General features: G+C 40.8%; 12 protein-coding genes and 2 pseudogenes. 2 read left to right on the top strand and 12 right to left on the bottom strand.

The window, feature by feature from the left end:
- The first annotated feature begins 17 nt into the window (after positions 1–17).
- A complete protein-coding gene (locus tag H6G68_RS14730) occupies positions 18–1,031 on the top strand; it encodes an arginase family protein (RefSeq protein ID WP_190907316.1) in 1,014 nt (337 codons plus the stop codon).
- A gap of 27 nt (positions 1,032–1,058) precedes the next feature.
- Here the strand turns inward: H6G68_RS14730 and H6G68_RS14725 are convergent, their stop codons facing one another.
- The 12 genes and pseudogenes from H6G68_RS14725 to H6G68_RS14670 all read right to left on the bottom strand — a co-directional run bounded on the left by H6G68_RS14725 (position 1,059) and on the right by H6G68_RS14670 (position 14,226).
- Positions 1,059–2,447, bottom strand: coding sequence for a cobyrinic acid a,c-diamide synthase CobB (locus H6G68_RS14725; RefSeq protein ID WP_190907315.1), 1,389 nt, complete (start codon positions 2,445–2,447; stop codon positions 1,059–1,061).
- 441 nt (positions 2,448–2,888) lie between these two features.
- Positions 2,889–4,265 carry a glucose-6-phosphate dehydrogenase assembly protein OpcA gene (gene opcA, locus H6G68_RS14720; RefSeq protein WP_127051869.1) on the bottom strand — a complete coding sequence of 459 codons (1,377 nt, stop codon included), beginning with the start codon at positions 4,263–4,265 and terminating at the stop codon, positions 2,889–2,891.
- Between the two features lie 110 nt (positions 4,266–4,375).
- Entirely contained in the window at positions 4,376–5,905 is a 1,530-nt protein-coding gene (gene zwf / locus H6G68_RS14715; RefSeq protein ID WP_190907314.1) for a glucose-6-phosphate dehydrogenase, read from the bottom strand.
- Positions 5,906–6,019: 114 nt separating this feature from the next.
- On the bottom strand, positions 6,020–7,165 hold the full coding sequence (tal, locus tag H6G68_RS14710) for a transaldolase (protein ID WP_190907313.1): 1,146 nt from the start codon (positions 7,163–7,165) through the stop codon (positions 6,020–6,022).
- A gap of 206 nt (positions 7,166–7,371) precedes the next feature.
- The gene (gene fbp, locus H6G68_RS14705; RefSeq protein ID WP_190907312.1) at positions 7,372–8,421 is read right to left on the bottom strand and encodes a class 1 fructose-bisphosphatase; all 1,050 of its coding nucleotides are present in this window, start codon (positions 8,419–8,421) and stop codon (positions 7,372–7,374) included.
- Between the two features lie 456 nt (positions 8,422–8,877).
- A complete protein-coding gene (locus tag H6G68_RS14700) occupies positions 8,878–9,315 on the bottom strand; it encodes a DUF29 family protein (RefSeq protein ID WP_190907311.1) in 438 nt (145 codons plus the stop codon).
- Between the two features lie 107 nt (positions 9,316–9,422).
- Positions 9,423–9,635: a ssl0294 family protein gene (locus H6G68_RS14695; RefSeq protein WP_190907310.1), complete on the bottom strand. Its 213-nt coding sequence runs from the start codon at positions 9,633–9,635 to the stop codon at positions 9,423–9,425.
- Between the two features lie 134 nt (positions 9,636–9,769).
- Positions 9,770–10,843 (bottom strand): annotated as a pseudogene (nrdJ, locus tag H6G68_RS14690) (ribonucleoside-triphosphate reductase, adenosylcobalamin-dependent); the annotation flags it as partial.
- A gap of 8 nt (positions 10,844–10,851) precedes the next feature.
- Entirely contained in the window at positions 10,852–11,727 is an 876-nt protein-coding gene (locus tag H6G68_RS14685) for an NUMOD3 domain-containing DNA-binding protein (protein WP_190907309.1), read from the bottom strand.
- A 272-nt stretch (positions 11,728–11,999) separates the two neighbouring features.
- Positions 12,000–13,250: pseudogene (nrdJ, locus tag H6G68_RS14680) on the bottom strand (ribonucleoside-triphosphate reductase, adenosylcobalamin-dependent); the annotation flags it as partial.
- A gap of 213 nt (positions 13,251–13,463) precedes the next feature.
- Positions 13,464–13,820, bottom strand: a complete 357-nt coding sequence (locus H6G68_RS14675; RefSeq protein WP_190907308.1) for a hypothetical protein — start codon at positions 13,818–13,820, stop codon at positions 13,464–13,466.
- 16 nt (positions 13,821–13,836) lie between these two features.
- Positions 13,837–14,226 (bottom strand): hypothetical protein, encoded by a 390-nt coding sequence (locus H6G68_RS14670; RefSeq protein WP_190907307.1) that lies wholly within the window; start codon positions 14,224–14,226, stop codon positions 13,837–13,839.
- Between the two features lie 141 nt (positions 14,227–14,367).
- On the opposite strand from H6G68_RS14670, the gene H6G68_RS14665 reads away from it, so the two are divergent.
- Positions 14,368–14,949 carry an Npun_F5749 family FMN-dependent PPOX-type flavoprotein gene (locus H6G68_RS14665; RefSeq protein ID WP_190907306.1) on the top strand — a complete coding sequence of 194 codons (582 nt, stop codon included), beginning with the start codon at positions 14,368–14,370 and terminating at the stop codon, positions 14,947–14,949.
- Positions 14,950–14,957 lie beyond the last annotated feature (8 nt).

The raw sequence follows: 14,957 nt of genomic DNA, 5'->3' as shown, positions 1-14,957 counted from the left end.
TCATTGCTTAATTCAATATGTTTGCCACTTATTTTCATCCGCACACCTGCCAAACCTCTAAAGCAATTAATTCGATTTCTTTTGTAGGTTATTCATTTCCTCATTACAATCACATCAGACAAGAAATTTCTAAAAAAATCACTATTTATCCATCTTTGCCTGTTAAGAAAGTTAAATATAGTGAATATCTGCGAGTTCATAGTCATGATTATCTACAAAAGTTAATTTTCAAGGCATTGGGAAAACCACTTAATGAATCATTGCGTTCCTTACCACTTATGGGTATTGAATGCGAAGGGTTTGAATATTGCCTACCCGGTTATGTATATGGCTTGGGGGGAATATTTGCTGCTATAGATGAAATAAAAAGAGGACGTTTAGAACGTGCCTACTGTTTTTGTTTAGGAGGACATCATGCACATAGAAACTGGGGACATGGATATTGTTTACTTAACCCTTTAGCAACAGCAGCAAAATATGCTCAGTCCCAAGGTTTCCATAAAATATTAATTATAGATTGGGATATTCATCATGGAGATGGTACGCAATCAATTTTTAGCTGTGACGATAGTGTTTATTGCATTAGTATCCATACTGCCGTTGATATATATATGTCTAAAGCTTCTAATTTAAGCTATGGGACAACGACGATGGCAGAAAAAATTGGTCATTGTAATATTCCTCTTATTTCTGAGGGAATAACACCAGATATTATTGCAGAAATAGGATTAGATGGGAAATTTTACCGAAGTCATGAAAGTTTATCAACCTTCCGTCATGCTTTAGAAAATTTACCCTGGAATCCTGATTTAATTTTCATCTTTTCTGGGTATGACTCACATCGAGATGATTGTGGTAAAGGCATTACAGATTGGACAAATAGAGACTTTCAAGAATTAACTAAATATGTTTTAGATTTAGCTAAAAAAGTATCCTGTCCAGTTATTTCCAGGCATGGCGGTGGATATTGTACACCTGTGACCATATCAGCAGCATTAAGTCATATAGAAATTTTAGCTAATTATAAATAACTCTTAAGTTATCCTGTAAGAAAAATTTTATTCACCAAATTTTTGAGCTTGTTGCAGAAACATTTGGGGAATTTCTACACTTTCTCCCCAATGTTGATGAATGTATGAAGCATGAACATTAGGTAAATTCCAACCTTCAAATCCTGTATTTTCTTCACAATCATAACGATATGTATCAAATAATGGTTGTGAAGAATTAGTAATTAAATGAGAACGATGAAACTCATGTCCATAAATATTTGTTCCAGCATCGAATAAGAAACTATTTTGTAAAGCTATCCCATGACGATATCCTAAAGTTAACTTTTTATCCATTTGTGCCGATGTTGGTAAAATTCCCACCATCGACCAAGATTTACCTTCAAAATCAATAATATTTTCACTTAAATACATCAATCCTCCGCATTCTGCAATTGTGGGAATTCCGGCTAAAATAGCTTTTTTTACTTCTTTAATAACGCTGGTATTTGCGGCTAATTGTTGTGCAAATACTTCGGGAAATCCACCACCAAAATAAAGTCCTTGGATATTTTTTGGGAATTCTGTATTTTCCAAAGGACTCCAAAAAACTAATTCTGCACCTAATTGTTCCAGTAAATCTAAATTGTCTTGATAGTAAAAATTAAAAGCTTGATCTCGTGCAACTGCGATTCTGATTTGAGATTTGAGATTGGGGATTTTTGATTTGGGAGATTGAGGATTAATAACTGAAATTGGAGATACTTGAAGTAGTGGTAATAATCTTTGCCAATCAAAGCAATTATCGCCTAAATCTGCCAAGCGATTGACTACATCATTCAATTGTGGTAATTCAGATGTGGGGACTAAACCAAGATGACGGTCGGGTATAGTGATGTTATCTTGTCTTCGTAAAACGCCGAGAATCGGTAATTGTAGCGGTTTTAGGGAATCTTTGAGCAGGGATAAATGGCGATCGCTTCCCACCCGATTCAACACTAACCCAGCAATTTTAATTCTACTATCCAAAGAACAATAACCATGTGCGATCGCAGCCACCGAACCAGACAACCGACTACAATCAATCACCAAAATCACAGGTATGTCTAATAACCGTGCAACGTGCGCGGTACTCGCAAAATCAGTTGGTAGTTGATTTTCTTCTCCAGTCCCCTTCACCCCATCAAATAAACCCATTACCCCCTCAACTAGAGCATATTCGCACCTTGGGGAATGACGATGAAAACATTCTTGGACATAACTTGCCGAAGTCAGCACAGCGTCTAAATTCCGACAAGCACGACCAGTAACATACTGATGAAACATCGGATCAATATAGTCTGGCCCCACTTTAAAAGATTGCACCTTTGCACCACGACGGCACAAAGACGCTAAAAGGGTAAGTGTCACAGTTGTCTTACCCACCCCGCTACGTTCTCCAGCAATGATTATTGACATTGGTAATTAGAATTATTTCATTCACATTTTTACTATAAACGCCAATTATCTAGTTTTAGCGAATAACCTCAATTCTGAGTTCTTTGATAATGAATTAAACCCTTTCATTTCCCAAAAAATCCTTCATTCCGTCCCAATACTTGTCGGTTAAGCTAAAAACATTAAATTAGGTAGGTTGGGGAGCCATCGCTTTGGACGGGTTTCCCGGCTTGTGGCGAATGGCGTTTGACATTAGGAAACCCAACATTTACGGACTTTTGTTGGGTTGCGCTGTCGCTTAACCCAACCTACAAAAACTGAGTTCTTTGATAATGAATTAAACCCTTTCATTTCCCAAAAAATCCTTCATTCCGTGAAATCCTTAAATCTGTTAAATCAGTGATAAAAAATACCCCCTTACATCACAGCAAGAGGGTAAAAAAGTGAGGAATAAATTACCAATTATCGATTTTCCAACTTCAAAGTTTGTGCTATCACCGCCAAACTTTCCTCAAATAAAGCCTCACGACCCCAGCGTTGTACCTGTTGACTCAACAAAACTTCTGCTTTCTGTTCCGAAAGAGAACTTACCTGTTGAAACAAACCAGCAGACTGAGCGCCACCGTGAGTTTCCATCCGCATACAACCACCCGTTTCCGAGCAAATTAAAGTTCCGCAATTAGCTTGAAGATTAGTAGAACTCAAGCGCAAAGCAATCAAATCACCAACAATGTCACCAATATCAGCAATGGGAACACCTGCTAATTCTGCTTCTATTTGTTTTTGGTCTTGAGCCAAAAAACGAACGCGAGTGATATCATAATCACCTGTTTCCTTTGAATAAGAAACAGCCTGCCATTCCAACCGACTTGCCAACCAACCCAAAAACAGCAAACCTTGAGCAGGGTTGCCCTTTTCGTAATCAATAGCTACACGGTCAATTTCTCTCAAACCAGCACGACGCTGAGGTGCATCATAAGCTTCAGCAGTTAACTCTTGCCATGCAGCCAAACGCCGCCAGTTCAAATCAGCCAGAGGTACACCCGTTTCTACCAATTCTTGCAAAGTCAATAAATCATCTTCTGGAGTATTAAAGTTGCAAGAATCAACAATCACATTATTACAAACTGCTGCTAACCTTTTAAACAAAGGGTTATGAGCATCTGGTGTAGCCTTCCACCACAAAAACTTAGGCAAACCACCAATTAACAAAGCTGGAATCATCCCTCCAACTCTTTCCAAAGCTGCCACAGTCCCTGTGAGAGTAATGTATTCACAGCAAACTAGTGTACTGGAAGATTGCTTTTGAATTGGACAATAGGCGGAAACTTGCGCCTTTACCCCCTCATCTTCCCCAGCAATGGGACACAAAGCAATAATGCGGCAAGGGTTACGGAGCGCGATTTCATCAGCAATGGTAGGACTAGTGGCGCTGAAAGTATAGCCCATAGCCGCGCCATGATTATCTCCCTGTGGTCCGCTGTGCTGCTTTTTGAAGTATTCTTCCCGTAAAACCGTGAGAGTTTCCGGTGTGGCAGTACCAGTTTCTGGTAATTCATGCTTTTTTTGTACTTCCCGCAATGCTGCGTCTGTTTGTGGCCCCAAAATACCATCGATGGGACCGTTGTAAAAGCCTGTTGCAGCTAACAAATACTGGGTTTCTTCCGGTTCATAAACCACCAAAGTAAATGTCGTAGCGCGGGTTGCAGCAGGTAGTCCACCGTCATCGCCTGTAATACCATAACTTTGCCAGATTTGAGTTAATTCCGCTTCTATTTCTGTGAGCGAAACATCCTTAGGTGCTTGTAGTGAAAAAATTGTTGGAGCTTGTGTAGCCATAGTCTATTTTGGATTTTGTCAGTTATCAGTGGTTATTTGTCAGTTGTAATTAGTCATTAAGTCATCTACTTTTACTAATGACCAATGACTAATGACTAATGACTTTATTCTTAGAGTCTGCGCCAACGGCGACCATCTTGGTTAATCAAGAATTCTGCTTCTGCTGGTTCCCAAGTACCGGCTTCGTATTGAGGAACGGTGGTAGGATCTGCCGGTGCGTCCCACACGGAAAGGGCTGGTGTGACTACCTGCCAAGCTGCTTCCACTTCGTCTGCCCGTGTGAAGAGTGTTTGGTCGCCCATCATACAATCGAGGAACAGGCGGTCATAGGCATCAGAAGTAGCTTGGATGCCAAAGGAACCATAACTAAAGTCCATATCAACGGCACGAGTGCGGAATTCTGCCCCTGGCATTTTCACATCAAAGCGCAGGGAAATGCCTTCATTCGGCTGAATTCGCATGGTCAAAATGTTGGCGTTGGTCTGTTGAGCAGCGGAAGTAAACATTTTGGAAGGAACTTCGCGGAAGTGAATGGCAATTTCGCTCACCTTTTTCGGCATCCGCTTCCCTGTTCTGAGGTAGAAAGGAACACCCTTCCAGCGCCAGTTATCCACCATGAACTTCATCGCTACATAGGTGGGTGTTGTTGAGTTGGGATCTACTCCCGGTTCTTCCCGATACCCAGCTACTGGTTGTCCTTTCATCCAGCCAGCACTATACTGCCCACGAATTGCCGAACGTGAGAGATTATGAATATCAGCTAGACGAGTAGCCTGTAGTACTTTAACTTTTTCTGTGCGGATACTGTCAGCATCCATTGAATTGGGTGCTTCCATTGCCGTCAAGCAGTAAAGTTGCATGAGGTGATTTTGCAACATATCCCGCAGTGCGCCGGCGCTTTCATAGTAACCAGCCCGGTCTTCAACGCCTACTGTTTCCGCTACGGTAATTTGTACGTGGTCAACAAATTGGCGATTCCACAAGGGTTCAAAAATGGCGTTAGCAAAACGGAACACCAGCAAGTTTTGAACTGTTTCTTTACCTAAGTAGTGGTCAATGCGGTAGACTTGGTTTTCTTTGCAATATTTCTGCACTATTTGGTTCAGACTTTGGGCAGAAGCCAAATCCCGACCAAAGGGTTTTTCAATAACCAAACGATGTTTGTAGGGATCGTCTAGCATTCCCCCTCCCCCTAGCTGTTTGATAGCTTCAGGAAAGAAGTTAGGGGCAACGGAAAGGTAGAACATTCGGTTTCCCCTTGTTCCCCGTTTCTCGTCTAATTCACTTAATAAGGTTTTCAGTTTTTGGTAACTTTCCGGGTCGTCTATATTCCCAGGACAGTAGAATAAACCTTGAGAAAAGTCTTGCCACAGTTCCCCTAGTTCGACACTACTATGAGCTTCTTCCATGCCCTTCTGCATTTGCTCGCGGAAGTACTCATGGCTCCATTCTCGACGTGCTACACCAACAATGGTGGTTTCTGGAGGAATACGTCTTTCTCTCCGCAATTTGTACAGTGCTGGTACTAGTTTGCGCCAGGTAAGATCCCCGGAAGCGCCAAAGATAACTATAATTTGGGGTTCGGGCATCCCTTGCTGTTGTAGACCAACGCGTAGGGGATTTTCTAGCAGACTGACCATAACAATTTAGGATTTTAGATTTTGGATTTTGGATTGGGGAAGAGGTAATTGGTAATTGGTGATTGGTAATAGGAAAGGAATATGACCCATTACCCATTACCTATTACCAAACCTCTATACTGGTGACAATAGCTTGACTTTGCCTTCTAAAGAGTTCATTAGTGACTGGAAGGGCTGGACAAATTTGTCAATACCTTCAACGAGTAGTTCGTCCATTACGTTATTGATGTCAATGTTGATGTCCGGTTCTTTCAAGCTTCCGATGAGGGTGTACGCTTCTTCTACGCCTGTTTCCAGACGATTGGCAACATCGCAATGGTCGGCACAAGCTTTTATTGTGGCTGGTGGTAGGGTGTTAACGGTGTCTTTGCCAATTAGTTCGTTGACATACATGACATCGCTGTAACTGGGGTCTTTGGTGCTGGTGCTGGCCCACAATAACCGCTGTACTTTTGCGCCTTTTGCTGCTAAGGCTTGCCAAGCATCAGTGCTGGTGATTTTCTTGTATTCTTGGTAAGCTATCTTGGCATTAGCGATCGCAATTTTCCCTTTGATAGCTCGCAATCTCGCTTCATGGTTGATGTCATCAACGCCAAGCTGCAATTTCGCATCTATCTTACTGTCGATGTTGCTATCAATCCGGCTGAGGAAAAAGCTGGCTACAGAAGCAATTTTGCTAATATCCCTACCTTCACTAACCCGTTTTTCTAAGCCACGAATATACGCCCAAGCTGCATTAATGTAACTTTGGACTGCAAACAACAGCGTCACGTTGATATTAATTCCTTCAGAAATGGCTTGTTCTACAGCGGGTAAACCTGCCTGGGTTCCAGGAATTTTAATCATCACATTTTCCCGCCCAATTTCCTGGAAAGCTCGACGAGCTTCAGCTATTGTGGCTTGGGTATCATCAGCTATAGTTGGTGGGACTTCTATACTCACATAACCATCTAGGGCATTCGTGGCTTCATAAACAGGACGCAAAATATCACAAGCATTGCGGATATCTGCAAAAACTAGGGATTCATAAATTTTGTATGTCGGTAAACCCTCACGAATTCCAACTTCAATATCGGCATCATAAATGGCATTACCAGTAATTGCTTTTTCAAAGATAGCTGGGTTGGAGGTAATACCAGAGATTCCTTGATTGTTCACCAAGTTTTCGAGTTCCCCTGATTGAATAATGTCACGGCTCAAATTATCCATCCAGATACTTTGACCGTATTGTTTAATCTCTAATAAATGATTGGTTGCCATAGCTATTTTTTAACTCCTAATTAACAGTGTTTTCTAGTAAAGTTAATAAATTTCCTCAGTTGATGGTGGTTTTTCAATTTGACATCAAACAACTGAGATGAATCTTTAAATTCACATACAAACATTGCTAGTGCTGCATTCCAATCCCAAATTACCCATCTTCAGCTTCATTACTGGCATCAGCAAGACGCTTTTTTCAACTTCGTCTAATGACCGTTTTGAATAAAAGACTCGACTTTAGCTACATCCTGTTTACTACCAATAATTAAAGGTGTGCGTTGATGTAGTTTTTTCGGAACTACGTCTAAAATATCTACTAATCCTGTAGTTGCTTTACCTCCAGCTTGTTCAATCACAAATGCTAAAGGTGCAGATTCATAAAGTAGGCGTAATTTACCTTCTGGTTTTTGCAGTGTGCCGGGATAGAGAAACACACCACCTTGAACTAAAATTCTATGTATATCACTCACCATCGCGCCACTATAACGAGCGGTATAACCTTCGGTGCGATGCACATAGCGAATGTATTCCCTAATGGATTCATCCCACTGCCAGAAGTTACCTTCATTAACGCTGTAAACGGAACCGTGGTCAGGAATCTTGATATTTTCTTGTGTGAGAATAAACTCCCCTAAACTGGGATCAAGGGTAAAGGAATGAACTCCCTTACCTATAGTATAGACCAGCATCGTGCAGGGGCCGTACAGTATGTATCCAGCGGCAATTTGCTTGTGTCCGTTGGTCAACAGGTCAGTAGCTTTACCATCGCTATCGTCTCCTTCCTGTTGACGGATGGAGAAAATCGAACCTAAGCTGAGATTAGTATCTGTGTTAGATGAACCATCTATTGGGTCATAGAGCAAGGTATAACGACCAATTGGGCAGTTTTCGGGGATATAGTAGGGGTCTTCCATTTCCTCGGAAGCTAGGCGACAAACTAAACCGCTTTGCTTAAATACTGAGATAAATACGTCGTTAGCGTAAACATCCAAATTTTTGACAGATTCTCCCTGGACGTTGACTTCCCCAGTAAATCCCAGAACGCCTTCCATTAACCCGGCGTTGCTCATGCGACGTGCCACTAGTTTACCAGCTAAGGCAATGCGATTCATCAGCGCACTCAAATCCTGTGCGTCTGCCGAAAAACTTTGCAATTGCTGGAGTACGTGACGCGATAAGGTTGTACAATCACGATCTAGGGCTTTGTCTGTAGCGTAGTTGATAGACAAATCTAAAGATTCTGAGGCTTGAGCCATTTTTGTTACTCCCTAGCGTTTTGCTTTTGGGTCAGTTTTCTCAATGGCGATTTTTGGTCGCTGCCTCTATCTTAGAAAGGTATTTTGATAACTAAAGATTGTTTTTAGATAAACTAAAGAATTGGATATTTTGGGCTGCTTTTTCAGGAAGATAGGGAACAGGGAACTCTTAACAGGGAACAGGGAAATTTGGTTTAGTCCTTGAGCGAGCAGTCGGGTATCTGTGGATTTAAGTATTTTTTCTAGCTAATAAATAATTTATTGGTAACAATGAACAAATTTTCCACATCTGACGCGCTCTACAAGAGACTTACACATCTTTTTTATCTCACGCAGAGGCACAGAGGCACAGAGAGAAATCAAGCGTGTAGTCTAAGTACGTTAAAACTGCTGTAATTTCTAATTTTGTATATATATTTTTCATCTTGTTAATCCTTTAATCCTGGACATCCTGATTCAGACATCATCAGCAAATACTGAGAGTGCAGCCATTGCTCGGTTGCAGATATCTTGTTTGTTTACCATTTGCTGAAGCTCAGATGAATCGTATTGTCCTTCATTAATCTCTAAAGATGCTTGGTTAATTGCTTGACGGTATGCGCTTTCTAGAGATTCGCGGAGTTCGCTATCATCAAGGTAGGTGCCTTTAGATTTGGGACGAGCGTTTAAGTTTTGAATTTCTAAAATAGCATTGCGGATAGATACATCCCAAGATCGGGTTGTGCGTTTCTCTATTTCTTGCTTGATCAAGTGCAACAGAAGAATGATGCCATAACTACGAATTTTATTGAGAATATCCTTTTTGCTCATTTCTTCCATTTCATCAATCATCAATAGCGCACTGGATATGTTGCCTCTTTTTAATAATTCGCGCAATTCTAAAAGTTCTTCCATCTGGACTTAACCTGCCATACAAAACCTAGATATTCTAGACTTTATTCCGCTTTTACAGTTATTAACCGTTAACATTTGGCATTTCATAGTTAACGGTTAAGAAAAGATTAATCAATTGAAATTTGTTGGGGGCCAGTGGCTTTGCCATTCTGAACCCGCGAAGTAGGGGAACTGCTGGAACTAATATGTTGATCTAGCCAACTTTTCACAGGATCGTCAGCTAAGTTCAGCCTGAGGACACCAGAGACAAAACCACCCAAAAATGAAGCTGGATGCTGGGCAAATTCTTTCAATAAGGGCGACAATTCAGTAATAAACATTAGACTCTCCAAGTATTGCTCTTAAAAATTATTAATTCTTCATCAATCGTAACCTAGAAAGTTATTTCCGGTAATGGGTAATGGGTAATGGGTAAGAATTATTTCCGATTACCGATTACCTATCACCCCATTACCTATGAAGTTGGTGCTTGATCTGGAAACATACATTTGTCAGAATCGCAACCACTGGGGCCTGCTTCTGATAATTCCCCTAAATCGTAACGACTTAAAGCCCCACAGAAATCATCTGTTGTACGTCTTGCTTTCACTTCTGCTGACAAGCGTTCATAAGTGGCTTTGTCTATTGGTTCAAAGGGTAAACGTGGGAATGATTGCAAATCGTCAAACCGCGCTAATAAAGCCGCTGAAATATATCCTTCATCGTTTTGAATGGCTTCATAGATGCGTGTTCCCAAGGGTTCAACTTCCTCAGAACGTAGTTCTAGAGTAGCTGAGGTGTTATGGGTGACATAATGACTCTGCACTTGCATGACGAAATCTAATTGGGCTAAGGCTGAGAACTTAGACACATCAATCACATCTGCACCGGGTAAATCTGCCCAAGATACAGCAACAGGTATTTCTACAAGCCATTCGGTACAACGATAATCAAAAGGATCGTTGAGTAAGTTGCCGTTTTCGTCTTTGTCAGATTGAGATGGTATGACGTTGTAACCATAGTCTATACAAGCTAGGGCTACGGGGTCATTTTTACGGAAGGTGATCCGACGAATGAATCTTTGGGCTTTGGGGGGATGCCAACCGGAACTAGCACCAGTTAGGAGGGATTTAGTGCCACTGGGTTGGACTGTGGTACAACGGTTGGGGCGTTTGATATTATGGCGATCGCAATATTCCCACACTACTTTATGGACTACATCTTTCCAAAAGTTGAGATATTTTTGTTCACCACGTTTGAAAACCAGCCCTTCGGGGGTTTCAGGTCTACCTTCCTCCCACCAGCGTAACCAATCTGTCCCAAAAGCATGGACAAAGAAGTCAAATAAACCGGTGAAGGAAACACCAACAATAGGATCTAGTTCCCGACTGTATTGATAGCGGGGTTCGAGGAATTGGTGATTTAACAGTGCGGCCACTGACAAAGCACCTGCTGTAAATGCTTCTTCTTGTTCTTTGTAGTTATCGGGATCAAGTTGGTTTAAGTGTACCTCAGACAAATTACAGTGGAAGTCAGCACCAATAATCTCCAGTTTTGTTACCCTAGAGGCTTTTTATCCTCTAGTTCTACAGGTTCTATATTCCCTGTAGCTCCGCGTACCTTTTGTACGGATGACTGTAAATAATAGAGAAATTCTTTTCGACTACAGGGTTTTCCCACAACAATTTGGCAGATAGTTCTAATGTCCAAAATGTTGTATTCCTTTTGAATTGAATCCCACAAAGGCTGAAAGAAGCTTTTGAGCTTGTTTAGTTTTAAAGAAAAAAGTTGCTCAGAATTGTCTAAGGCGAAAGAATAGGCCAATGCTTGGATACCTGAATTTGTGAATGAAGTTTTGCCATGCTGTGCTTGGATTGAACAATGCTTTGAGCAAAAACGCCTTTGAGATGCTTTATGTTGTATCACCTCAAAGTTTTGTTGGCATAATTCACAAATTAAAGTATATCTGGGAGCTATCAGTCCTGTTTTCTGTCCTTTTCGAGATTGGTGATAAGCTTTTCGCTTTGGACTATTGAGAAACTTTTCTTTAAATTCAGGATCTGCAAATCTAGCTTTTGCCTTAGCACTAATTTTATCTCTGGTTTCCTCAGTTTGAGTAACACCATACATTGGGTTTTTACTCCCAAAGGTATTCATGCCTCTGACTTTAGCAAATGATTTCCATTCCTGTTTCAAGTGTTCAAATACAAAAGGAGTGGGCTTGATAAGTTGTCTTAAGTCTTTTTCTTGCAGAATCGTAACTTTTACGTTGTACTCAGACTGAAAAAGCTGAACTTTTGGCAGGTCATACGTAAAGTTGAATGCACCTTTGATGTCAACATATTCACCTGTCTCCAGTAGGAAATCAGGTTTATACCTAACTCCGTTGGAGAGTGTATAAGTTTTGTGTTCGTATGTCCAACCAATGTTCATATAGTCCAAGTATCTTGCGTAAATGTATTCAAGACTAGACCTGAGACAATGCTCACCGTAGAAACCTGAGTAGCCATAAAAATTACTGGTCATACGTACCCCCACACTCTTGGAGATTTATATTCTAGAAAACGATTTTCATTGTAATCTAGTGTCACTCTCTACGCTGTACGGTGTCAATAGCTTTTTAGTTCTATTGATTACCACGGGATTAGCTTCTCAGCTTTCCCCGTATTTGCGGGGTTTTTTACGTGAGGCAAGTGTCAAAAAATACCACACGGATTCAATCCATACCTACCCAAACGATGCTCTAATTCTTGAGAATCAATGCTTGAGTAGCGTTCTTGTATCCATTCTTTGGCTTTTCCTTGCTGATATGCTTGCAAGAAATCTGTTTTCAGTCCTGCTGTGGTTAGTAAATCAATATTGGCTCTAGCGACAGCTTCACCAGCCCATTGAATTGCCCCTTCACCGCTGTAATATTGTTTACGTACAGCAGCAATGGATTCTTCTAAGGTTGGCTTGCGGTGAAATACTCTAGTATGGTTAGCCATTCTCAGAGAATCTCGCTCTGGATCAATGCGCCAGTTGCCTTCTGTGTCTTGTTGCCATAGGTTATCCTTGGCAGTTGCACCTTGTTCATCCTCAGAAACAAATTGACGCATACCCGCGCTTCTGCGGATATTGCCTGCAACAATTGTTACAGCAGCTTCGTCAATCAATAAGCAGCATTCAACTGAATTTAATTGTCTACCTAAAGCCTTATTGAGAATAGAGGCGCAACGCTGATATAATCCAGGCAACTTCACAGGATTAGCCATACCGCCAAAGCCTTTGAGGGTTTCCCCAGATTGGCGCACGTCGCTAATATCTACAATTACTTGAACGTCACCTGTATGGTCAGTGAGCGAAGTCGAACTGAAGCGTTCATCGGTAGAGAGTTCTAAAAGGGTTTGATAGGATTTTACCCAACCTTCTCGACTGTCTCCAACGTGGATAGTAGCGGTGTTAGCTTCTATATTGGTTTGTGTAAATTCATGACGCTGTTCTTTAGGAGTGCTGCCAATTTCACCTGTGATGGTAATATTTAGGCGATTACGGATAGGAGGCAGTTGATTAATATACTGTGGTTCAATGATAGCACCTGTACCACAGCCCATCATGGCTAAGTCCATCATCAAACCGAAGGCTTTCCAGTCTACCAAGTTGGTAGAAGTGCAGTTATAAGCACCGGAGAAGTTTTTGGGTTTGGTTAACCAATCTGTACCTCCAACCCACATCCAGCGACCACTGGGTAGAGCTTTCATGTTGCGCTGCATTTTGTCTAAAAGGGCAGCTTCTTCACGGGTGAGTTTTCCCAGTTCGACTAAACCGCGTAAAGTGCGATCGCACACCTGATCATAAGTTTCTCTTAAACCGGCCTCTGTACGACGGCTGTAGGTTCTAAAAAACACAGGATTGGCTGCTGGAGCAGATTCGGGAAAAGATGCACTCTGGCGTTTACGTTCCAGTTCTTGAACCATAATAAGGTCTTGTTGCTGACTAACAAATTAAGACTATAACGCCAAGTAGTTAGAGGATGGAAGATTGATAAATTTACCACTTTGCGCTATGTCTTATTTTGTGTAAATTCTGACTATATTTTAGTTTAAGTACAAAACCCTGACTTTGAGCCAGGGTTATACATCCTAAAAGTTTTATATATCAGTTTTATCAAAAAAGCTTATCATCTACTACTAAGCATTGATAGTAAGTAAAGATTCTAATTCGTTGATATCTGTTACAACTTTACGTAATTGCTCACTGAAATAGACAACTTCATAATTAGGTGCAAGTTCTTTTTGTAGTTGTTTCCACAGACTAATACCTTCTTGTTCAAAAGCTGCTTCTGCTTCTGGACTCAAATCTGGTGAATTACCGGGATCTTGCCAATTTAATGTTGCATTATAACTGGTCGCCCAATTTTTTAGGCGGTTAATGGTTTCTTGGCTGAGGGGCAGTTTTGCTGGATCGATATTACCAACTTTATCAGCATCTGCCCACCATAAAGGGTCGCACCCATAATCAGCCATTAGTTTAATTTTTATTGCCATAGCTACTACGGTGGAATTATGGTGATGAGGCTGGATTAGCTCCAACTATATAACCATTATCGCCTACCGTCACTGCTATATACTGCTTTTTTCCATTAAAATTTACTTCATAGATTTCTCTTCGAGGTTCTACTGTTCCTTGATAACCAAGAAACATTCCACTGGTTACAGCAGCCATAACAACATCGGCGATTTCATCTTCAGAAATTCCCCGTTTGGCAAAGTCTTCTTGATGTTTCTCCAAAATGTGTAATAGTCCACTTCCTCTTTTACCAGGTTTTCCTTCTTCTAAAAATACAATTTTGCCATCAGCTTGTTTAGCAATCTTTACTATTTTCTCAGGGGTATGTTTAACCAGATTTTGGACAAGTTCGGAAATCAAGGCTGATTTTTCAGCACTATTCATTTTTTTCTCCTTGAATTGGGGGTAAGTTCTGTTTTGTTGTTGACATACCCCAACGTAGAAGTGTAATTTTAGTAGACCAAGAATTTTTAGGTGCGGATTACCGTACATCGTTGAAAATATTAATTACAACCATATTTAAAAATGTCCCTAGTACCTTGGAAAAGTTTAATTACTCGCGCACTACATCGCAACCGCAGTCTTGTTTATGCCCGTTATCTACAACTTGCAACGGTGCGAGAAAATGGTTTACCGACAAACCGCACTGTAGTATTTCGTGGTTTTCTGGAAGATACAAACCAGTTAAAATTCATCACCGATATTCGTAGTGCAAAAGCTGAACAAATATCCAAACAACCAGCAGCAGAAATTTGCTGGTATTTCCCCAAAACCAGAGAACAATTTCGTATTACTGGAGAATTAACTTTAGTAAGTGCTGATTCTCACCCACATTTACAACTGGCAAGAATAAAAATGTGGCAAGAATTGAGTGATGCAGCTAGATTACAATTTGCTTGGCCTCATCCTGGTAAAAAGAGAATAACCACACCGGAAGCATTTACACCACCTATACCAGACTCTATTCAACCAGTAGAAAATTTTTGTTTATTATTGCTTGAACCTACAGAAGTAGATCATTTAGAATTGCGGGGTGAACCACAAAATAGATCAGTTTATCACCACAATGAGAACCAGGAATGGTTTACTGAAGCAATAAACCCGTAATTTTAATT

This window comes from Anabaena catenula FACHB-362, from assembly GCF_014698735.1.
Lineage (GTDB): Bacteria > Cyanobacteriota > Cyanobacteriia > Cyanobacteriales > Nostocaceae > Anabaena > Anabaena variabilis_A.
The sequence above is the reverse complement of the archived record's forward strand: the minus strand, read 5'-3'. Positions and strand labels throughout refer to the sequence as shown.

Coding starts and splice junctions, on each gene's coding strand:
- H6G68_RS14685 (WP_190907309.1), bottom strand. CDS start 11,727: ATGAACATTGGTTGGACATACGAACACAAAACTTATACACTCTCCAAC.
- opcA (WP_127051869.1), bottom strand. CDS start 4,265: ATGGCTACACAAGCTCCAACAATTTTTTCACTACAAGCACCTAAGGAT.
- H6G68_RS14700 (WP_190907311.1), bottom strand. CDS start 9,315: ATGGAAGAACTTTTAGAATTGCGCGAATTATTAAAAAGAGGCAACATA.
- H6G68_RS14695 (WP_190907310.1), bottom strand. CDS start 9,635: ATGTTTATTACTGAATTGTCGCCCTTATTGAAAGAATTTGCCCAGCAT.
- zwf (WP_190907314.1), bottom strand. CDS start 5,905: ATGGTCAGTCTGCTAGAAAATCCCCTACGCGTTGGTCTACAACAGCAA.
- H6G68_RS14665 (WP_190907306.1), top strand. CDS start 14,368: ATGTCCCTAGTACCTTGGAAAAGTTTAATTACTCGCGCACTACATCGC.
- tal (WP_190907313.1), bottom strand. CDS start 7,165: ATGGCAACCAATCATTTATTAGAGATTAAACAATACGGTCAAAGTATC.
- fbp (WP_190907312.1), bottom strand. CDS start 8,421: ATGGCTCAAGCCTCAGAATCTTTAGATTTGTCTATCAACTACGCTACA.
- H6G68_RS14730 (WP_190907316.1), top strand. CDS start 18: ATGTTTGCCACTTATTTTCATCCGCACACCTGCCAAACCTCTAAAGCA.
- H6G68_RS14675 (WP_190907308.1), bottom strand. CDS start 13,820: ATGGCAATAAAAATTAAACTAATGGCTGATTATGGGTGCGACCCTTTA.
- H6G68_RS14670 (WP_190907307.1), bottom strand. CDS start 14,226: ATGAATAGTGCTGAAAAATCAGCCTTGATTTCCGAACTTGTCCAAAAT.
- H6G68_RS14725 (WP_190907315.1), bottom strand. CDS start 2,447: ATGTCAATAATCATTGCTGGAGAACGTAGCGGGGTGGGTAAGACAACT.